The organism is candidate division KSB1 bacterium (assembly GCA_024655945.1).
Classification (GTDB): Bacteria; Zhuqueibacterota; Zhuqueibacteria; order JANLFK01; family Oleimicrobiaceae; genus Oleimicrobium.
This window is the reverse complement of the sequence record JANLFK010000004.1, coordinates 57,821-78,281: the sequence shown is the minus strand read 5'-3', so window position 1 is coordinate 78,281 and position 20,461 is coordinate 57,821. Positions and strand designations below refer to the sequence as shown.

Here is a 20,461-nt window from a genome sequence, read left to right as displayed (position 1 = left end):
TACTGGCCCGCTGTGCGGGGGCGCAAAAGGCCGGCTTCAGCTTTGCCTCGCCTGGAGGGGAGAAGGCAAAAGATACGAGGTGCAAGGAAAACCATTGACTCTTACAGGGAAAAATGCTACCTTGCACCAGGCAAAGGGAAGGTTGGGAGGTCCGTGGCTCCCACGCAATCAGACACTCAGACGACATGGATATGTGGCTCGGAAGCCGCCCAGAACACACGCTTCGCGCCGCAGGGGGACTTCAGGAGTGCTGCCATCGTGCGAGCTGGCCGGCATCCGCTTCGGCTCGGCCCTCTGACAAACGAGGATCCTCTGTGAGGGGCCTTGAGCGCAATGTCAAGCGGCTGAGCATTTTCATTGCACTGGTCGCTATCACTGCTTCCTGCCTGGCACTGCTTGCCGGGGCCCAGGAGCAGACCCGTGGAGCATTGCTGCGCGGCACCACCTACGGCGAGCGCGCCGCGGGGGTGCTGGACGTTGGCAACATCACGCTCGCTTTCTACAACGACGGTCGATTGGTCCCTGAAGACGGAAAACTCAAGTCCGGCTGCTACTATCCGTCTGGCTCCTCCAAGGGCGAACGGTACCTGTACGTGATGGACCTCTGGGTGGGCGTCCCTGATGGCCCCTGGGCGCCGCAAGTGTTCGACACGCTCCAGCAGAGCTGGCGGAGCATGGGGCCTACCGTCTCTGGGACACTTTTCGACCCCTTCCGCCGGGGTCAAGACTGGAACCCGGTGCCTTATTCGCGGGGGAGCTTCTACTCCGGGGAGGTACTTTATGGCGACCTGTACCCGGCCAGCGTGGACTTTAACCCGATGCTCTTGGCCACCAGCACGTTGCCTGAGTCGTGGCCCAGACATCCCATCTACGGCACGCGCGTGTGGCCGGGAAGGTGGCGGCGCGATGCCTCCGGCAGGCCCATGGCTGGTGCGTTCTTTGGCGACCAGGTGGTCTTTTTCGCGTTCCAGGACTACCCTTCCGCCGAGCAGATAGCCCCCGCGCAGCCGTTTGGCTCGGCTTACTACGGTTACATGTACCCGCAGCGAGGGTACAGCCTGGGCGCGTATGTGGAATGCACGGCCGTGGGCTTTGAGCATGCCTACGCGAAGGACATCGCAGTGTTTGACCTTGAGCTCATCAACAAGAGCGCCTTCCACTACGCGGGTGTCTACTTGGGCCTGTACTTTGAAATGATGTGCCCGGAGGGGTATACCAGGGTGGGTTACCTGCTCGCCGACACCACAAAGGGGCAATTTGCCGGTGAGCGGTTCGATATGAGCTATGGCTTCGATCCGGTGAGCCGCACCCCTGACCTGCAGCATGTGGCGGTGGCCTTCGTCAAGACGCCACCCGGCCCGAACGGCCAAGAACTGGGCCTCACCGGCTGGCACGTCTTCGACATGGGTGCAGTCATTAGCATCGGCCAACGGGAGCTGGTCCAGTACAAGGTTCTCAGCGGCGACACGACGGGCATGGCCAAGGTGGTCAAGCGCGTCCTGTTCTTCCCCGGCCCGGATGGTCGCAGCGATCCGCGCTTTGATCCGTCCGAATACCTTGGCACGCGAGGAATCGGCATACCCCCACGCACCTTCCTCGGACAGGTGCCAATGGTCATGAGCTGCGGCCCGCTAGACTGGCCGCGCGGCGACACGCTGAACCTGGCCGTCGCCATTGCATTCGGGCAGGATATGCAGCAGCTCAAGTCCCGGGTGCACATCGCCAGAAAGATCGTGCAGAGCGGCTATCGTCGCGCGGAGGCGCCTCCCCCGCCCAAGGTTGTAGCGGTGCCCGGCAATCGAACGGTTACTCTCTACTGGGACAAGGAGGCCGAGCAGGCGGTGGACTTTATCACTGGCTACCCGGATTTTGAAGGGTATCGCATCTACCGCACCACCCGCGACCCGGCTCTCGGCCAGTGGGGCGACCCCATCTATGATGCCGACGGCAGGCTGCTCAATTTCGTGCCCATCGCCACCTGCGACCTCAAGAACGACATCAAGGGGTACGAGGAGATCTACCCGTTTCAGAAGCTGGGCGATGATACGGGACTTTTCCACTCGTGGGTGGACACCACCGTGCAGAATGGCGTGACCTACTGGTACAGCGTCTGCTCTTATGACCACGGCATCCTCGCCAACAACCCCAAGGGCTTTCCCAGGTTCCGCTCGCAAGAATGCCCCAAAGGCACTGACGTGCAGGAGGCACCCAACTTGGTGGAGGTCACACCCAGCGCCATGCCTCCTGATGTGGAGGCGCCCAAGGTGTCTATCGCGCCCTTGCCAGGTACTTTCGGCAACGGCATAATCGAGCTGGAGGTGATCGACCCGGCGGCGCTCACCGGCCACAGCTACCTGCTCAGCTTCGAGGACACAAGCCTCGGTCTCCTCGTGTACAACGTCACCGATGAGGCAAGCGGCAAGAGAGTTGTGCAGAGATGTCCGGACACGAAGGGCGAAAGCGTCAGCATCTTCGACGGCATCAGCCTGCGCGTGCAGCGCTCAGATTCGGTGGGCATCAGCCGCGAGCTCAGCGGTTGGAAAAAGCTCGCCGACGGTTCCCCGTCCCCGTGCACGTGGCGGATCAGCGGGCGGATGCTCAGCACCAAGCCCTTTCCCTATGAGTACGAAATCCGTTTCCTGGACACACTCACCACCGGCAGGTTGACCGGCAAGACCGCGCCATTCGTCGTGTGGAACACGGTGCTCAACCGGCCCTCGGTGTGGGATATCTACTATGACTCCAAGTCTGACACCACCGATTCGCTAAGGAAGAGCTGGTCATCAGGAGATTTCATCTACATCTGGGATGATTTCCAAGGCAAGCTGGCGATCACCTGGGGGGTGATTCTCAGCGAATTTGGCTACACGCGCGTGGTGCGCAGGGTCATCCAGGAGACCTATGGCACGCGGGTGGTCTACGACACGGTGCGCACCTCTGTGCCGCCGAAGCCAGGAGATGTGGCGCGCGTGGTCACCGTGCGCCCCTTTCGCACCGGCGACACATTCCGCATCACCACCACAGGCCCCACCCCTCGCCCTTTGGCCAAGGCAGACCTGGAGGCCGTGTGCGTGGTGCCCAACCCCTTCGTGGGAGGGGCATCGTGGGACCGCAGTCCGGAGGAAGCCAAGATCGCCTTCATGAATCTGCCCCACCGCTGCGCCATTGACATCTACAACTTGGTGGGGGAAAAGGTCTACACGATTCACCACGACAACGTGCTGAGCGACACCGCGTTCTGGAACCTGCTCAACTTCGATTACATGCGCGTCGCCTACGGGCTGTACATCTACGTCGTCCGTACCCCAGATGGCAGAAGCACCATGGGCAAGTTTGCGATCCTGAGATAGCGAGGGTACAATGCATCGTGGGAAACAGCGCCGCGCGTTCCCCAGTGGCATGGCTCCAACGAACCAAGCTGAAAGGCATGTGCGAGTGCTGCTTTGCTCCGTTGCCTTTCTCCTCACGTTTCTGTGGAGCTGCGAGGAGCACGTCCTCACCCCGCCGCAACGACCCGAGGTGCTCGTAGTGAGGCTGTCCACCAAAGACAATCGCACCCTTTTCGCCCATCGCCACAACTATGAGCTCCGCTACCAGATCCCCCCAGAGGGGATGAGCATGGAGGAATGGAATCGCCAATCGCAGTGGCAAGTGCCCTTTGAGGTCTGGGTGTGCAACCGCTTCGACGAGGCGGTGGAAGGGACTCTGTGGATTGAGCTGGTGGTGCATTTGGAGCCGGCCGACGGCAGTGGTGCCTGGCACAAGACACTTGCCTTCGCCGACACCGTGATGCCACGCTATCTGACCTTAGCGCCTGGGGACTCGATCCGCATCGAGACCTACCAGCCGCTCCTCTGGCAACAGGATGACGACTCGGGCAGGTGCGTGCACCTCACCGAGCGCTATCTCCACTACGTGGTCAACAGCCGCCTGGGGTGGAAATGGGTGCAGCCTGACGTACGCGTGCAGTGGGTCTACTGCGATACCGTGGCCATCGTGCCCACCGACACCGTCGTCGCCTTCGATCTCCCGCTGAGGGTGAAGGCGCAGGCTGAGCTGAGGCTCTTCAAAGAGCACTGGCCGCTGAAGTCCAATGAGTTCCTCTTTGACATCTCCTACTTCTTTCCTGTGGCCATGAAGCGGAAACTGGAGTGCTCCGAGCACATCGGACCATGACGGTGGTGACAAGCATGTTCGCAAGACGACGCGGGAGCCTGGTGGTATGCTTTGGGCCGGGCTGTTGCAGCGGTGCGCCTTTGCGCGAACGTGCGGCCGCTTCTTGCGCAACGGATGCTCCGCCGCGCCGCCCGATCTCGGTTTCAGGCACGGTCTGGGGAAAACTGGGGTAGTCTGCACCAGCAACCCACAATCGCGCGCCTCCACAGAATCTGTCTGCGGAAGTCGTCCGCAGTGGTGCCGGGGGCGCATGGCGGGTTCAGGTCTGCGAGCGAGGAGGATGTGGTAAAATGCGTGCAACGTTGACTCGTTGCGCCATAATGATAGCCTGCGCAGCGACACTGATGTTTCTCGCCCGGGCTGGCCTATGGGCCGGCACCACCGGGTCGCTCAAAGGGAGGGTTACCGACAAAGCAACCGGCCAACCTCTGGTGGGGGTGAGCGTACTCATCGAGGGCACCCAGCTGGGCGCGGCGACCAACGCCCAAGGCGAATACGTGGTCTACCACGTGCCCGCAGGGATCTATCGCGTGAGGTTCTTGATGATCGGCTATCGCTCCCATGTGGTCGAGAACGTACGCATCGTCATGGACCTGAAGACCACTGTGAACGCCGCACTGGAGGCGCAGACTCTGGAGGTGACCGAGGCCATTGTGGTCACTGCGGAGAGGCCGCTCATCCCCCGCGATGTGACGGCGACCGCGCACTCGGTGGCCGGCTCCAAGATCGAAGAACTGCCTGTCAACTCCTTCCGCGAGGTGCTGGCGCTGCAACCAGGGGTGACAGCAGATGGCCATGTGCGTGGCGGACGCACCACCGAGGTCCTTTTTCTGGTGGACGGCCTGCCCATTCAACAGGCCATGCTCGGAGGCACTGGGAGCGACCTGCCCAGCGGCTCCATTGTGGAAATGACTGTCGAGACAGGCGGCTTCAACGCCGAGTACGGCAACGCCATGTCCGGCGTGGTCAACGTCGTCACCAAAGGGGGAACCAGGGAGCATCGTCTTTGGTTGAGGGCCTACGACGACCACATCGGCGGCGAAGAGACCAATCGCGCCAGCGAATTCGAACTCTTCGCCTCAGGTCCCCTGCGCCGCGAAGCCCTCACCTACCTCATTTCGGCCAACTACCGCATGAGCGATACGCGCTGGTGGCAGGACATGGCCCCGGTCTTCGGCTCCCCCATCGAGCAGAACATCAACCTGGTCGCCAAGCTCCACCTGCAGCTCACGCGCAACATGAAGATCTTGGGGCAGGTACTCTTTTCCGATTGGGATTGGCACGACTACGAGTATCGCTGGCGCTTCAATCTGCCGGGCTTGCCCCCGCGCTGGAAGCGCTCCCTCAGGCTGAGCACGACACTGACCCACACCATCTCGCCCCGCGTCTTCTACGCCCTCAGCCTCAGTCGCTACGAGGTGCAACACCGCATGGGGCAGGGGGATAAGAACCAGGTCGACCCCTCGCAGGCCTACCAGTACGAGCTGCCGTGGTACTACTTCATCGTCGGCGGCCGGCGGTTGTGGTGGCAGGATGCTCGTGAGACCACCCTCACTCTCAAAGGCGACCTTGTGGCACAGATAGGCCGGGTCAATGAGCTGAAGAGCGGCTTTGAGTTCAACTACTTCCAATTGGACAACGAGCTGCTCAAGTACGAGCCGCAAAAGTCCTACTGGGGTAGGCCGCTCCTGGATCGTCCGCTATACAACTTCAGCAGTTCCTACCACTATGAACCCTACCAGGGCGCGTTCTACCTGCAGGACAAGGTGGACAACGACATCTTCGTGGCGAACATCGGCCTGCGCTACGATTTTCTCAACCCTCGTGCCCAGCGCCCGGTCGTGGAGTGGATCCCGGTCACTGCCGAGGATTACCAGCAAGAAGTCAAGGGGTGGGCGCCTGCGTCCCTCAAATCGCAGCTCAGTCCGCGGGTCGGCGTCTCCTTCCCCATCAGTGAACACGACTTCCTTCTGGTCAACTATGGCTACTTTTTCCAGGTGCCGCTGTTCGATTACATGTTCACTGGGCTGAAGTATGACCTCAAGAAAGGGATCAAAGCCCTTTACGGAAACCCTGACCTCAAGCCCGAGCGCACGGTGGCCTGGGAAATGGCCTACAAGCGCTCCTTCCGCGACAACTGGCTCCTGTCGCTGACCTACTTTGACAAGGACATCACCGGCTTAGTGGACACGAAGACCTTTCTGGCCTCTGATAGCAAGGCAGAAGACGACGGTTTCAGCCAGTACGTCAACCTCCCGTGTGCTCGCGCGCGCGGCATGGAGGTGTTCGTTGAGAAGTGCTACAGCAACTACGTCTCTGGCAAGCTGAGCTACACGCTGATGTATGCCAAGGGATTCAGCAGCTCGGCCGACCAGGGGCTGAACTACTTCATGTGGGGCTTTGCAGTGCCCAATAAGGAGCACTTCCTGAGCTGGGACCAGAGGCACACGCTGGTGGTAGACCTCTTTGCCGGCGTCCCCGGGCGTTACGGGCTCGACTTGGTGTGGCGCTGGAACTCGCCCCGACCCTACACCTACTATCCCTCCCGCACCGGCTATGTGCCCGACCTGAACACGCAGATCGAGCCCAACAATGCGCGCATGCGCAACGTGGCCTACGTGGACGTGAAGGCATACAAGGAGTGGCAACTGCGGGCATGGCTTTCGCTGACTGCCTACTTGGGTGTGCGCAACCTATTAGACCGCCACAACGTGCTCTGGATCGCCTCTGACGGGCGTATTGGCGGAGAGCTGCGCGACCCCAGCGCCTGGGACGTGGGGCGGCGCGTCAATGTGGGATTGCGCATGGCGTTCGAGCCTATGCGGTGACGGCAGCTCTTGCTCCGCCTTTCCCTTGGCCTGTGGCCCTCCAGCCATGCGCCGGCACACAGCTCGCACCGCGCCGCAGGCCCCACGCATTTATGCTCCTTAGTTCCGGCTATAAGGTGCCAGCCGCGCTGACCGTTCCTGCCAACGCAACCCGGGCGTAGGGCGTCTTCATCACCCCGCGAAAGGCCCATCTGGGCGAGGGCTGTGCGTCCTGATCACGCCGCACTGCAGACGCGTCTCAGAATCCCCAGGGGCTAAATGCCTTTGGCCGTCGGCTACCTCTGCACTGCAAGGTCCCAGTCCCGCACTGAACTTGTACAGGGCGGCGACCAGCCTGCCCTGGCCGCCGGAGGTGGGCAGCCCTATGCTTTCCACCATAGTTCACCCCTGCTGCTGGCATAAATCAGTTGACGGTTTCGCGCGAAATTTATACATTGCCACCTTGCGTGCCTAAAGGTCGCGCAAGACTGAGCGGCCTTGAAAGGCACGCATGAGAGGGTATGCCAAGATGAGGAGATTGCCATGAGACGTTTTGAGAAAACCTCGATGGACGGCAACACTGCCGCTGCCCATGTCGCCTATGCGTTCAGCGACGTGGCGGCCATCTACCCGATCACCCCTTCGTCCCCCATGGGCGAACTGGCGGATGAGTGGGCAGCCAAGGGACGCAAAAACATCTTCGGCCAGGTGGTGGACGTGATCGAGATGCAGTCGGAGGCGGGAGCCGCCGGTGCGGTGCACGGCTCGCTGTCGGCAGGGGCGTTCACCACGACCTTCACCGCTTCGCAGGGCCTGATGCTCATGCTGCCGAACATGCACAAAATCGCCGGCGAAATGCTGCCTACGGTTTTCCACGTGTCGGCGCGCTCGCTTGCCTGCCAATCGCTGTCCATCTTCGGCGACCACTCCGATGTGATGTCCGCCCGCAACACCGGCTTTGCCCTGATGGCTGCGGCTTGCATCCAGGAGATTATGGACCTGGCGGTGGTCTCGCACCTGGCCACGCTCAAGTCGAAAGTGCCCTTCCTCAACTTCTTTGACGGCTTCCGCAGCTCACATGAAATCCAGAAAATCGAAGTGATCGACTACGACACCATGCGAGAGATGCTCGACTGGCGCTACGCGGAGGAGTTCCGCAGCCGCGCGTTGAATCCGGAGAGGCCGCGCGTCAAGGTCGGTGCCGAAAACCCGGATGTCTACTTCCAGGGTCGCGAGACGGTGAACAAGTACTATCAGGCCTGCCCGGCCATCGTGCAGGAGTACATGGACCTCCTGGCAAAGTACGTGGGCCGGCAATACCACCTGTTCGACTACGTAGGCGCGCCGGACGCCGACAAGGTGATCGTGGCCATGGCCAGCGGCTGCGAGACCATCGAGGAGACCATCAACTACCTCAACGCCAAGCGGGGCACAAAACTTGGCTTAGTGAAGGTGCGCCTGTTCAGGCCGTTTGCCGCTGAGGAATTCGCCAAGGTCGTGCCCAAAACGGTGCGCAAGATCGCGGTATTGGACAGAACCAAGGAGCCGGGCTCCATTGGCGAGCCCCTGTTCTTAGACGTGGTGGCAGCGCTGAAGGGACGGCCGGAGGTCACCATCATCGGCGGCCGCTATGGACTCTCCTCCAAGGAGTTCACCCCTTCGATGGTCAAGGCGGTGTACGACCATCTGGAAGGCAAGTGCAGCCACGGGTTCACGGTGGGCATCACCGATGATGTCACCTTCACCTCGATCCCGATCAACGAGCGGCTCAACACGGTGCCGGAGGGCACTATCTCCTGCAAGTTCTGGGGATTGGGTGCCGATGGCACAGTGGGCGCCAACAAGAACTCCATCAAGATTATCGGCGACAACACCGACATGTACGCGCAGGGGTACTTCCAATACGACTCCAAGAAGTCGGGCGGCATCACGCGCAGTCACCTGCGCTTTGGCCATTCGCCCATCCAGTCCGCCTACTTGGTGGAGGACGCCGACTTTATCGCCTGCCACAACCAGGCCTTCATTGGCCGCTACGACGTCCTGGAAGGGATCAACGAAGGCGGTGTCTTCTTGCTCAACTCCAACTGGTCGCGCGAGGAGGCATTTGAGAACCTCACCGAAGACGTGCAGTGCACCATCATCGAGAAAAAGGTCAAGTTCTACAACATCGACGCCCTGCGCATTTCGGAGGAGGTAGGCCTCGGGCGGCGAATCAACACGGTGATGCAAGTCGCCTTCTTCCTCATCTCCCGCGTGCTGCCCCGCGACACGGCCATTGCCATGATCAAGGACGCCATCAAGAACACCTACGGCAAAAAGGGCGAAGACTTGGTAAAGATGAACTGGGCGGCAGTGGACAAGACGGCAGAGGCACTTGTGGAGGTGCCGGTGCCTGCCACCCTCCCCGGGAAGCATCGCGAGGCCAAGAAGCTCGTGCCCGATGACGCGGATGAGTTCACCAAGAACGTCATCGAGCCCATCATGCGCGAAAAAGGCGATCAGATTCCGGTCTCGCAGATGCCTTTCGATGGATATGTGCCCTCAGGCACTTCTGCCTTGGAGAAGCGCGGCATTGCGCCCTACGTGCCGCACTGGATCCCGGAGAACTGCATCCAGTGCAACCAGTGCTCGTTCGTCTGTCCCCATGCAGCCATTCGCGCCAAGCTCATCGATCGCACCTTGCTGAGCGGCGCCCCCGCCACCTTCAAGACACTGCGCGCCACGGGCAAGGACGGCGAGAAGTACGACTACAAAGTGCAGGTCTTCGTCGAGGACTGCGTCGGGTGCCTCAACTGCGTGAACGAATGCCCGAAGGAGGCGCTGGTGGCCAAGCCCATCGAAGAGGAGCGCGCTGCAGGAGAAAACGACAATGTCGCTTTCTTCGTCTCACTGCCCGAAAACGTGTTGAGCACCGTGGTCAAAGAGACTACGGTCAAGGGAAGCCAGTTCCGGCAGCCCCTCTTGGAGTTCTCGGGTGCGTGCGCTGGCTGTGGCGAGACGCCGTACGTGCGCCTGCTGACGCAACTTTTTGGCGAGCGCATGATTATCGCCAACGCCACCGGCTGCTCCTCAATCTGGGGCGGCACCTTCCCGACCATCCCATACACCAAGACCCCAGAAGGCTACGGTCCCGCCTGGGCGAACTCGCTCTTTGAGGACAATGCGGAGTATGGTTTCGGCATGCGCTTGGCAGTGGATGCCAACCGTCGGCAGTTGCTGAGCCACGTGGACCGCATCTTAGCCATGGGCGTCGATGGCGAGCTGAGGAGCGCGCTCCTCAAGGCCAAGGAGCTGTGGGAAGACACCAGCCATACCGCCATGGAGAATGCGCGCCTCATCCAGCGGCTGCTCCCCGGCGCAATCGCCAAGGCCGGCGACGAGGCGAAGGTGGTGTTGAGCCGCATCCGCGAGTTGGAGAGCTACTTCGTGGACAAGAGCATCTGGGCCATTGGCGGCGATGGCTGGGCCTACGACATCGGCTACGGCGGCCTGGACCACGTCATGGCCGCGGGCAGAAACGTGAACTTGCTGGTTCTGGATACTGAGGTCTATTCCAACACCGGCGGCCAGGCCTCCAAGGCCACGCCCCTGGGCTCGGTGGCCCGCTTTGCCGAGTCCGGCAAGCCGACCAAGAAGAAAGACCTGGGAGTGATGATGATGAGCTACGGCTACGTGTACGTCGCCTCGGTGGCCATGGGCGCCAACAAGAATCAGTTGCTCAAGGCCCTGGTCGAGGCTGAGGCATACAAGGGGCCTTCTATCGTCATCGCCTACGCGCCGTGCATAAACCACGGGATCGACATGTCCTTGACCCAGCAGGAAGAGAAAAAGGCGGTGGATGCGGGCTACTGGGTGTTGTATCGCTACAATCCCATGCTCAAGAAAGAGGGCAAGAACCCCTTCATTCTCGATTCGAAGGAGCCGCAGATCCCGGTGGCAGAGTTCTTGGAAGGCGAGAAGCGCTACAACTCGCTGAAGATCAGCTTCCCGGAGAAGGTACAGGACTACTGGCCACAGTTCCAGGAGGTGGTCAAGGAGCGGTACGCCTACTACAAGAAGCTGGCTGAGTAGGAGGAGCTAAGACGCAGGGTCCCCCTGGATGGCAGGGGGACCCTTTTTTCTTGCATCCGATTCGGGGAGGAATCGCAGATGACGCTGATAGCCCCCACCGCCTCGAGGAAGGCCAATGACCAGAGATAACACAGATTGAGACGGCCCGAGAGGCGGGCTGCGCCTTTGGCCATTTGACGGATCCTCCGGCGAACGTTGACCAACCTCAACCCGTCGGGGCAGATCAGTGCTCCCGGTGGAGGAAACAGAAAGGGGAGGCCACAGGGATAGCGGCCTCCCCAAAGAGCACGTCCGCGCCAGCTATTTCTTTTCGTCCTTCTTTGGCTGGGTCTTCTGGCGCTGGCCTTTGCAAGCGCCAGGTTCATGTCCTTGGCACTGACCCGCAGCGTGCTTCTCAGCACAAGAGGCCTGGTCTTTGCACTCTTCCTTGCACTGCTGTTCGCACTTTTGCTTGCATTGCTCGTCGCAGGCTTGCCCTTCGTGCTTGCACTCCCCCTTTGCGTTCTTGTCCTTGCACTTGTCGACCACCTGCTCCTTGCACGGCGTGCCTTTGACCTGCTTGCCATCGTCGATCGCCGTGAAGCCCAAAAAGAAGCACGCCACTGCGACCATCAGGCCGACAACGAACAGTTTTCTGCGCATCTCTCACCTCCTCTGGTTTGGACATTCACTCCCTGCAACCGGACAATCCTCGCCACCCTGGCCGCCTGCCCCCGCCAGGCGTTGACAAGGCACGTCCACGTTCAACCTTGCTCTGATCATGGCGAAGTAGGCAGAGGCCTGCTCGGGCGTCAGAATCTGGCGCTCGTGCATAATGGCTGCCACCGCCCGCCGCTGCAAGATGGACTGCAGCGAGTCAATCCTGTCCATGCACGCGGCAATGGCCTGCGTGTCAGGCTCTTCGGCAGCGAGAAGGTCCACCAACCGTTGGCGTTCTTTGTGCAGCGCCAGACATACTCCCCCCACCTCTGTGGCAAAGCAGTGACGCGTGCTGTCGATGGCCTGGGCCTGGTGCGCAGAGAGGGCCAGGCCGTCGCAGAACGGCCTTGGAGGCGGCTCTTCTCGGCGCGAAGGAACCAGCAGACGCGCGGTCAGAGTAGCTACCAGGACAATGTTCACGGTGGCTGAAAAGAGCAGCGCCAGCAGGAGAGCTCTCTGCTTCATCGTGGACCTCCTCCCGAGCTTAACTCGGAATAGACCTTGGGCAGGGATCCAGGGGGGAGTGCCTCAAAGACCAGCCGATAAGTCAACGCGTCGAGTTGTCCAGTGGGCCGCACACTCGTCGAGCGCGCCCCTCCCAGCGAAGGCCCAAAGAGCAGCCTGCCCAGCAACAAGCCCACCGCCACGCCGAAGGTCACCACCCCTGCAGTCGAGAAAGCCGGCGCCCACTGGGCGCCAAACGCTGCCCAGCCACTCTTCTCCTGCACGGCGTCTATGGTGCGTGCCCTAATTTTGTACCAAAGCACAGCCGAGGGCGCTAACTCCTCTGGGGGCACTGCCGCCTGCCAGAGCCCCCCCAAGCGCGCGGCCTCCCGCGCACAAGAAGCACACTCGCGCAGGTGGTCAGCCACCCGCCGCGACTGGCGCTCGGATAACTCGCCGTCCACGTAGCGCAGGAGCCACTTCTGTACCTTTGCACACTTCATCGTATTCGCCTCGTCCAACCTGTTTGACACACTCCTAGCCGAAAACATGCGCTCATTCTTCGCGCAAGGCGGCAACAAGCGCTCGCGCCAAATTCTCCTTGGCGCGGTGCAAGCGCGAGTGCACCGAGGCAACCGAACACCCCATGACCGCGGCAATCTCCTGACAGGAGAGCCCCTCGTACTTCTGCAGGACTAATGCCGCACGCTGTGCTGGTGGCAACGACTCTATCGCCCGCCACACCAGGGCCTGTGCCTCTCGGCGCTCCACCAGCACGTCGGGGCGCTCCGAGTTGTGGGCACCCTGGGCTGCGCTTGCTTCTTCGAGCTCGCTGATTGCCCCACGGGGATCATGCCGCTTTGCACGCCGCAGGTGATTGAGGCAGAGGTTGGTGGCGATGCGATAGAGCCAGGTCAGCGGCTGGGCCTGGTGGCGGAAGGAGCTCGCCTGGCGAAAGACCCGCACAAAGACCTCCTGCGTGAGGTCGTTGGCGTCTTCACGGTCCCTCACCAGACGGAAACAGAGGTTCAACACCACCCCTGCGTACCGCTGGTAAAATTCCGTAAAGGCCTGCGCATCGCCAGCCGCGACCCTGCTAATCAACTCGTCGTGCACCTGTCTCTTCCTAAGAGGGCCTGCCTGTTCAACACTATTTGACACCGCTGCGGACAAAAACGTGCGAAAAAAACAGGCCCTCACAGGAGGACCTGTCTGATGACACAGTCACAACGCGGGGACAGGCTTTCTCATTGGTGGGCGGTGCCGCCTATGGCCTGTTCAATCATGGCCTTCAGCTGCGTGCGGGAGGGGGCGCGACCAGCCGCCACGACCTTGCCATTGATGACCAGCGCCGGCGTGGGCACCAGGCCAAAGCGTGCGATTTCCTGCAAGTCGCGGACGTGCTGGAAATCGGCCGCCACCCCCATCTCCGCCAGGATGGCGAGGATGTCGGCCGTCATGCGCTCGCAAAAGACACACCCAGGACCCAGCACGCGGATGACCAAGCCGCGGCTCTCCTCTTCGGCCACCGCCATGCCCATGGCTTTCCGATAGAGCTGTAGCAGCGCTTCCGCGTACTCCGCCTCCTTTTGCGGGGGTACATAGTTCTCCGCCTTGATGGCCGCCAACAAGAAAGCCTTCACCTCTTCATCGTCAGCAAAGCGGCGTGCCTTAGCCTCGGCCAGTGCCTCTTCGACCCCGATCAGGCCCACAGGCCGGCCGCCGATGGTGACGGATAGTATGCCGCCCATCTTGCACCTCCTGGCAGTCATCCGCACCGACGCTGCGGGTGGAGAGCCGCGCTCATACTTCTGCTCCCGCCAGCTTCCCGAGAAGGCCCTTCAGTTCCGCAAGGGAGGGGACTCGCCCGCTCAACACCACCTTGCCATCCACCACGAGCGCCGGGGTAAAGACGATGCCCAGCTTCGCATATTCCTTCAGATCTCGCACAAGTACGATGTCCGCCACCGAGCCAAGCTCGGCGCATGCATCGTATACGCGCCGCTCCAAAGTGTCGCGGCGTGGACATCCCGGACCAATAACTTGAATCGTCAACACACGAGAATCCTCACTCATTCTCCTCTCCTGCTCGTCGAAAGTTCTACCACGTGGGTCACTCGCGTTATGCCATCTCGTTCGCCTCGACTGGGGTGAACCGCCGCCTGAGCCGCAGCGCGACATTGACCAAGCTGACCAGGATGGGCACTTCCAGTAGCGGACCGATTACCGTGGCAAAGGCCTGGTTTGACTGGATGCCAAAGATTGCCACTGCCACGGCAATGGCCAACTCAAAGTCATTGCTGGCGGCCGTGAAGGAGACCGCGGTCACCTGCGCATAGTTCGCCCCCAGTCGGCGGGCAAGGAAGAACGTCACAAACCACATCAGGAAGAAATACAGGGTCAACGGCACAGCCACGCGCAGCACGTCCAGCGGCAGCTTGATGATATACTCACCCTTCAGGGAGAACATCACCACGATGGTGAAAAGGAGCGCCACCAGGGTGATGGGACTGATCTTTGGAGTGAACACCTTCTCCTACCACTCGCGCCCTTTGCGGCGGAGCAAGGTCGTGCGGGTGATCAGGCCGGCAAGGAAGGAGATGCCAAGATAGATGAACACCGTCTTGGCCGCCTCCAAACTGGAGATGTGCACATCCACCCCTCTTGCCACTCCCAGCCAATTCAAGGCAAGAGTGATGAACAGGTAGATGTAGACAGCATAGAAGAGCACCTGGAACACGGCGTTGAAGGCGACCAGACCTACGGCCAGCTCCCGATCCCCCTCGGCCAACGAATTCCAGACAATGACCATGGCGATGCAGCGCGCCAATCCGACGAGAATGACACCCATCATATAGTCCGGATGGTCACGCAGAAGCAGTATCGCCAGCAGGAACATGACGATGGGCCCCACGACCCAATTCTGCAGGAGGGACAACACCAGAAGGCGCTTGTTCTGGAACACCCGCACCATCTCTTCATACTTGACCTTTGCCAACGGCAGGTACATCATGAGGATGAGTCCCGCGGCTATGGGCAAAGAGGTCGCCCCCACGTGCAGACTGGCAATAAGGCGCGTGACCCCAGGCACAAGGTAACCCAAACCCACGCCCGCTGCCATTGCCAAGAAAATCCACAAGGTCAAAAACCTGTCCTACACCGACAATTGCTTTCCGGTCTGCCCACTCATGACGCCTCCCTTTTCCCACTGTTCTCGTTCCGTCACCGGCCCTTCCTCTCAGCGGTGTGGCGCTCTGCGGAAGAGACGGTCTCCAAGATCCCTGGCATCTCCTCCACGAACGCCCTAATTTCGTCGCGCACGCGTCGGTAGATCTGCATGGCTTCCTCCTCGGTGCGCGCCCGGCGTGCCAGTTCCGGAGGATCCCTGAAACCCATGTGCACCCGTTTTGCGGCACCCGGAAACAATGGACACGTTTCCCGCGCGTGATCGCACACGGTGACCACATAGTCGAAGGGAATGTCCATCACCTCGCGCACGTGCTTGGAACGCTGGCCCGAGATGTCCACCCCTGCTTCAGCCATTACGGCCACCGCGCGCGGGTCTACCTCCTTCGGTTCAATGCCGGCCGACCACACCTCGATGGCGTCGCCTTTCAAACGGCGTGTCCAGCCCTCGGCCATCTGGCTGCGGCAGGAATTGCCGGTGCATAGGAAAAGCACTTTCAGCTTTCTGCCCATGAGCGCTCCCCTCTCAAGCCGCAGTCCACAGAAGATAAAGCCCGCCCGCAATCACCAACACGCCGCAGATGCGTCGCACGATAACCGTCGTCCGCGAGCGCTCGTTCCACTGCAGGTAGTTTTGCACGGCGCCAGTGAAGGTGCCCGCCACCACAATGAGAAAACAGTGCCCTACAGCATAAGCCAGCACCAGCGAGATTGCATAGGGGATGTTCGACGCCGCCACCTTAAAGACCACCCCAAGCATGGGCGCCATGAAGGCAAAAGTACACGGCCCCAGGGCAAGTCCAAAGAGCAAGCCGATGACTAGGGCAGCCAGCACACCCCCTCTGTGCAGCCTGGGATGCGCCCCTCCCCAAGCCACGGCACGTCAATCACCCCCAAGAGATAGAGTCCGATGGCAAAGAAGATGACCGCCACGACATAGTTGCCCACTGCACCCAGGTCGCCAAGCATGCGGCCCGTCAAGCTGGTCAGCACGCCGACCATAGCGATGGTCAGCAGTATCCCGGTGGCGAAAATGAGGGCAAGGACAAAGGCGCGCCTGGTGGAGATCTGCCCCAGGCCGTCGATCAAGCCAACCACCAGCGGGATGCTTGCCAAGTGGCAAGGACTCACCAAGATGCTCAAAAGACCCCACAGCAAAGCCCCAACGAGAGCCAGGGCGGGCGAGCCACCCATGGCTAAGGAAAGCCACTCAAGAACCGCCCGCATCTACTCCACTCCTAACTCGCGCAGTTTGCTGACGATTTCCTCTTTGGACATGAATCCTTCGTGGCGCCAGAAGACTCTCCCCTGGTGGTCAAAGAACACCTGCGTGGGGATGACTCGCACCTGATACTGGCGGGCTAACCGCCGGTGCTCATACACATCCAAGAGCAGGATGTTCGCCTTCCCCTTGTACTCCTTCTCCAGCTCGGCGAAGATGGGCTTCATCATCTTGCACGGCACGCAGCTGTCCGAGCCAAGGTCAAGCACCGTCGGCTTGTCACTGCGCAGCGCAGGCTCCAGCGGGTCTGGGGGCTGGGCCGCTCGCTGTGCCGCCAGCCATTCCTCGTTCTTGACAATCTTCGCTGCTGAGCGAAGGCTATCAATGAGTGAAGAGATAGAGGCGACGAACTTTTGCTGGCCCAAGTAGTCGCGAATACTGCTCTCCACCTGCTCAAAGGTTGCGCCCTGCACCTCCTCGGCGTGTTCGGCGTAGAAGCGCCTGGCCTCGGCATCCGACACTTGTACGGCGCTCCCCAAGGCGTTCACCAGCGCCTGGATGGTGCCGTCCTGGCTCTCGCCCCCGGAGGAGTCCGCTGCCGTCAGCCCGCGGCGCCTGGCCTCGTTGAGGAGCAGATCGCGCACAATGAGCTGGTCCAAGAAGGTCTCCATGTCACCTTGAAACTCCTGCTTGTACTGAGGCGGCAGGCTTTCGAAGGTGGTGCGCAGGTACTCCTCGGTAATGGGCCGGCCATCCACCAGGGCGACAGTGCCCTTGGGAAGAGCCGCAGGTGGCGCCACTGCCACAGGCTCAGCAGACGCTTGACCGGGTGACGCCTCTTTCGCCTCGGCTGCACTCCCCAGATCCTCCTTCCCTCCGGCCGTCAGTTCCGCCACAGTTGCCTCTTGACGCGGCCCCTTGTCCACCCTGCCGCGCAGCACCAGCACCACACCAACTGCCACCAGCAACACAACGACGACTGCTATTCTTGCCGTACGGTTCATCTTTCCACCTTTCACGGGCATTACACCCGCAAGTTGATGCGCACCAGGCAACACGCAGGGGCTGTGCCCGGCGGGCCACTGCCGCATTGCCCCTGCTGAATCAGCCCTGCCCCGCTCAGAAGCGAATCACCCACTTTGCCACAGTGAAGTAGATAACTAAGCCAAGCGCGTCGATCAGGGTGGTGATCAAGGGACCGCTGACCACCGCCGGATCGAGGCGCAGCTTGGTCATGACTATGGGCAAAAGGCTCCCCAGGAGATTGGAAATGAAGATAATGCACACCATGGAGAGGCCGACCACAACCCCCACCTGGGCCCCCCCCTTCCAGTACTCGCCCCACACAAAGAGGATCAGTCCCAAAGTGGCACCCAAGAGCAACCCCACCAGCAGCTCTTTGCGCACCACCTGAAACCAGCGCTTGGGGGTGAGCTCACCAAGCGCCAAGGCGCGAATAATGAGCGTGGCCGACTGCGAGCCGGTGTTGCCGCCGCTGTCGATGAGCACGGGGATGAAGAAGGCAAGGGCGACGATCTTGGCCAGCGTCTCCTCGTACATGGCAATGACCGTAGAGGAGAGAAAGCCGGCCACCGCCAAAAGCGAGAGCCAGCCGACGCGCTTGCGATAGAGGCTCCAAAACGAAGCGGCGTTGTAGCTGGTCTCCAAGGGAGCGATGCTCGCCCCTTTGTGCACATCTTCGGTAACCTCTTCCTGCAAGACGTCCAGCACGTCGTCGACGGTCACAATACCCAAAAGCACATTCTCCTTGTCGACCACCGGCAGCGCGTTCAGGTCATAGTGCTGGATGAGCCGGATGGCCTCCTCCTGGTCGGCACTGGCCTCGACAGCCACGTACTTGTGGTCCATGATGGACTCGACGCTCTGGCTGGGCTCCGCCAGGATGATGCGCCGAATGGGCAGGTCATCCAACAAGTGGTCGTCGTCGTCCACCACGTAGATGACGTTGACCGTCTCGGCGTCCCTGCCGTAGCGTCGGATATGGTTGATGGCCTGCTCGATGCTCCAGTGCGAGCAGATGGCCACATAGTCAGGGGTCATCAGTCGGCCGACGCTCTCCTCCGGGTAGCCTAAGAGTTGCAGCGCCTCGCGCCGGTCCGCAGGCGAAAGGAGATTGAGGAGCTGTTGCGTGACCTTTCCCGGCAGTTCTTCGAACAACTCGGTTCGGTCGTCCGGAGAAACCTCTTCGAGAAGCATCTTCACCTGCTCGTTGGTGAGGCGCTCCAGGAGCTGGCGCTGCTTGTCCGGCTCGAACTCGGCAAAGACCTCGGCCGCACGCTGCCGGGGGAGCAAGCGGAAAAGGATTACGCGATCGGCCTCGTGCAAGCTCTCCAGGAGGTCGGCAATGTCCGGTGCCGGCCAGTCGGCGATGGCTTCTTTCAGGGTACGCCAGTCCTTGGCCTCAATGAGTTCCTGAATCTCCGGCAACAGCAGCTCTTTCAGCATGGGCCACCTCGCTTGGCATCCTGGGAGCATCGACACCAGCATGAACAACGGCCACTGTCGGGCAAGATCCTTGGCCGTGCGCCCATTCCCCCTGTTTCGGCGGCGCATCGTTGCCGCACTGCGACAGTCTGAGGGCTCAGTTGGAAAGGGGACCACGAAGGTCACAACTGTGCGCCTCCTGGGCGACATCGCCTCGCCACGGCGGGGGCACCGGCGCAGACCTCGGTGCCGACGGCAGCGGCGATGCCAGGGAGTGACCTCCGCCAGGAGGCCCTGTCAACCTGGTTGTGCAAATATACAAAATTCCCGCACATCTGCAACAGGTAAATGTCGCTGCGCTCGGGTTGTTTGCTCACCGAGCGTGCAAACGAACGCCACGGGGCCTACCCCTCTGTTGCAGCTGGCATCGCATCCACCCGCGCCCTGCCCTTTGCGACGCCATGCATTCCGCCCCCCTGTAGCCTTGCGAGGAACTACTCCCTTGAGCCTCCCCTTTCAAAGACAAAATACAGACATGGCAATAGCAGCAGCGTAACCAACAGTGAGAACAGCAATCTGCCGATCACCGCAATGGCCATCGGTTGCAGCATGTCGCCGCCTTCGCCATAGTTGATCGCCAGCGGCAACAGTCCCAGCACCGTGGTCGCCTGGGTCATCAGAATCGGGCGCACGCGCAAGGGCGCGGCTTCGAGAATGGCTTCTTTCAATCCCAGCCCTTTTTGACGATACTCATTGATAAATGAGATCAACACCACGCCCTGGGTGGCAATGCCGCCGGTCATGATGATTACGCCGATAAGCACCGTGGCGCCGGCAGGAAAACCGGTCAGCAACAGTGCCGCAACGACTCCCACAAATGAGAACGGCACGCCCAGCAAGATCTGCAATGGCTGTTTGAACGAGTTGAACTGAATTGCCAGAATCACGTAGGCGAAGAACAAGGCAAACAGGATGATCTGCAGCATCGTCTTTTGGCTCTCTTTCATCATATAGACCTGGCCGCCAAGATCGAAGGAATACCCCTCTGGCAAACGAATTTCAGACAATGCGGCACTAACAGCATTGGCCATGTCGCCAACGCTGGCGCCGGCGGTCACATCGCTGGAGACGACGATCTGCTTCATCTGATCTTCCCGTACGATTTCCACTGGCCCCAACCGTGGGACCACCTGAGCCACGGTGCGCAGCGGAAGTTTCAAATTTCCCGGGGCATCGAGATAGAGATTCTCAATATCCTGCCGGGAGCGAATGTTGGTCTCCGGCATCATCACCCGGATGTCGTAAGATTCGCCCACCTTGCCGATGCCTTTCATCTTTTGCTGCGCCACCACCAGCCGGGCGCCGGGCTGCATGAATTTCATTACCTGCGGCCGAATGCGTTCCAGGTACT

14 protein-coding genes and 2 pseudogenes are annotated in these 20,461 nt (G+C 60.9%); 4 read left to right on the top strand and 12 right to left on the bottom strand.

Annotated elements, in window-relative coordinates:
- The first annotated feature begins 314 nt into the window (after positions 1-314).
- The 4 genes from NUW13_06825 to nifJ all read left to right on the top strand — a co-directional run bounded on the left by NUW13_06825 (position 315) and on the right by nifJ (position 11,054).
- Positions 315-3,350, top strand: a complete 3,036-nt coding sequence (locus tag NUW13_06825; GenBank protein ID MCR4438740.1) for a hypothetical protein — start codon at positions 315-317, stop codon at positions 3,348-3,350.
- 79 nt (positions 3,351-3,429) lie between these two features.
- Complete coding sequence (locus NUW13_06820; protein ID MCR4438739.1) at positions 3,430-4,176, top strand: hypothetical protein; 747 nt, start codon at positions 3,430-3,432, stop codon at positions 4,174-4,176.
- 290 nt (positions 4,177-4,466) lie between these two features.
- Complete coding sequence (locus NUW13_06815; protein ID MCR4438738.1) at positions 4,467-7,004, top strand: carboxypeptidase-like regulatory domain-containing protein; 2,538 nt, start codon at positions 4,467-4,469, stop codon at positions 7,002-7,004.
- Positions 7,005-7,526: 522 nt separating this feature from the next.
- Positions 7,527-11,054, top strand: coding sequence for a pyruvate:ferredoxin (flavodoxin) oxidoreductase (gene nifJ, locus NUW13_06810; protein MCR4438737.1), 3,528 nt, complete (start codon positions 7,527-7,529; stop codon positions 11,052-11,054).
- A 300-nt stretch (positions 11,055-11,354) separates the two neighbouring features.
- On the opposite strand, the gene NUW13_06805 is transcribed toward nifJ, so the two are convergent.
- The 12 genes and pseudogenes from NUW13_06805 to NUW13_06750 form a co-directional block, all read right to left on the bottom strand.
- A complete protein-coding gene (locus NUW13_06805) occupies positions 11,355-11,696 on the bottom strand; it encodes a hypothetical protein (protein ID MCR4438736.1) in 342 nt (113 codons plus the stop codon).
- A gap of 3 nt (positions 11,697-11,699) precedes the next feature.
- A complete protein-coding gene (locus NUW13_06800; GenBank protein ID MCR4438735.1) occupies positions 11,700-12,218 on the bottom strand; it encodes a periplasmic heavy metal sensor in 519 nt (172 codons plus the stop codon).
- Positions 12,215-12,700 carry a zf-HC2 domain-containing protein gene (locus NUW13_06795; protein MCR4438734.1) on the bottom strand — a complete coding sequence of 162 codons (486 nt, stop codon included), beginning with the start codon at positions 12,698-12,700 and terminating at the stop codon, positions 12,215-12,217. Before NUW13_06795 ends, NUW13_06800 begins: the two co-directional genes overlap by 4 nt.
- A gap of 52 nt (positions 12,701-12,752) precedes the next feature.
- Entirely contained in the window at positions 12,753-13,313 is a 561-nt protein-coding gene (locus NUW13_06790) for a sigma-70 family RNA polymerase sigma factor (GenBank protein MCR4438733.1), read from the bottom strand.
- Positions 13,314-13,444: 131 nt separating this feature from the next.
- The gene (locus tag NUW13_06785; protein MCR4438732.1) at positions 13,445-13,948 is read right to left on the bottom strand and encodes a thioredoxin family protein; all 504 of its coding nucleotides are present in this window, start codon (positions 13,946-13,948) and stop codon (positions 13,445-13,447) included.
- 52 nt (positions 13,949-14,000) lie between these two features.
- Positions 14,001-14,273 (bottom strand): thioredoxin family protein, encoded by a 273-nt coding sequence (locus NUW13_06780; protein MCR4438731.1) that lies wholly within the window; start codon positions 14,271-14,273, stop codon positions 14,001-14,003.
- A 46-nt stretch (positions 14,274-14,319) separates the two neighbouring features.
- Positions 14,320-15,318, bottom strand: a pseudogene (arsB, locus tag NUW13_06775) (ACR3 family arsenite efflux transporter).
- Between the two features lie 101 nt (positions 15,319-15,419).
- Positions 15,420-15,896 (bottom strand): arsenate reductase ArsC, encoded by a 477-nt coding sequence (locus NUW13_06770; GenBank protein MCR4438730.1) that lies wholly within the window; start codon positions 15,894-15,896, stop codon positions 15,420-15,422.
- A gap of 13 nt (positions 15,897-15,909) precedes the next feature.
- A pseudogene (locus tag NUW13_06765) lies at positions 15,910-16,610 on the bottom strand (cytochrome c biogenesis protein CcdA).
- Positions 16,611-17,609: a thioredoxin domain-containing protein gene (locus NUW13_06760; GenBank protein MCR4438729.1), complete on the bottom strand. Its 999-nt coding sequence runs from the start codon at positions 17,607-17,609 to the stop codon at positions 16,611-16,613.
- A gap of 115 nt (positions 17,610-17,724) precedes the next feature.
- The gene (gene mgtE, locus NUW13_06755) at positions 17,725-19,071 is read right to left on the bottom strand and encodes a magnesium transporter (protein MCR4438728.1); all 1,347 of its coding nucleotides are present in this window, start codon (positions 19,069-19,071) and stop codon (positions 17,725-17,727) included.
- Between the two features lie 473 nt (positions 19,072-19,544).
- Entirely contained in the window at positions 19,545-20,432 is an 888-nt protein-coding gene (locus tag NUW13_06750; protein MCR4438727.1) for an efflux RND transporter permease subunit, read from the bottom strand.
- Positions 20,433-20,461: the final 29 nt, after the last annotated feature.

What these genes read in the sequence shown, in the direction of transcription:
- NUW13_06750 (MCR4438727.1), bottom strand. Translation starts at nt 20,432, where the DNA reads ATGAAATTCATGCAGCCCGGCGCCCGGCTGGTGGTGGCGCAGCAAAAG.
- NUW13_06800 (MCR4438735.1), bottom strand. Translation starts at nt 12,218, where the DNA reads ATGAAGCAGAGAGCTCTCCTGCTGGCGCTGCTCTTTTCAGCCACCGTG.
- NUW13_06770 (MCR4438730.1), bottom strand. Translation starts at nt 15,896, where the DNA reads ATGGGCAGAAAGCTGAAAGTGCTTTTCCTATGCACCGGCAATTCCTGC.
- NUW13_06785 (MCR4438732.1), bottom strand. Translation starts at nt 13,948, where the DNA reads ATGGGCGGCATACTATCCGTCACCATCGGCGGCCGGCCTGTGGGCCTG.
- nifJ (MCR4438737.1), top strand. Translation starts at nt 7,527, where the DNA reads ATGAGACGTTTTGAGAAAACCTCGATGGACGGCAACACTGCCGCTGCC.
- mgtE (MCR4438728.1), bottom strand. Translation starts at nt 19,071, where the DNA reads ATGCTGAAAGAGCTGCTGTTGCCGGAGATTCAGGAACTCATTGAGGCC.
- NUW13_06795 (MCR4438734.1), bottom strand. Translation starts at nt 12,700, where the DNA reads ATGAAGTGTGCAAAGGTACAGAAGTGGCTCCTGCGCTACGTGGACGGC.
- NUW13_06805 (MCR4438736.1), bottom strand. Translation starts at nt 11,696, where the DNA reads ATGCGCAGAAAACTGTTCGTTGTCGGCCTGATGGTCGCAGTGGCGTGC.
- NUW13_06780 (MCR4438731.1), bottom strand. Translation starts at nt 14,273, where the DNA reads ATGAGTGAGGATTCTCGTGTGTTGACGATTCAAGTTATTGGTCCGGGA.
- NUW13_06760 (MCR4438729.1), bottom strand. Translation starts at nt 17,609, where the DNA reads ATGAACCGTACGGCAAGAATAGCAGTCGTCGTTGTGTTGCTGGTGGCA.
- NUW13_06815 (MCR4438738.1), top strand. Translation starts at nt 4,467, where the DNA reads ATGCGTGCAACGTTGACTCGTTGCGCCATAATGATAGCCTGCGCAGCG.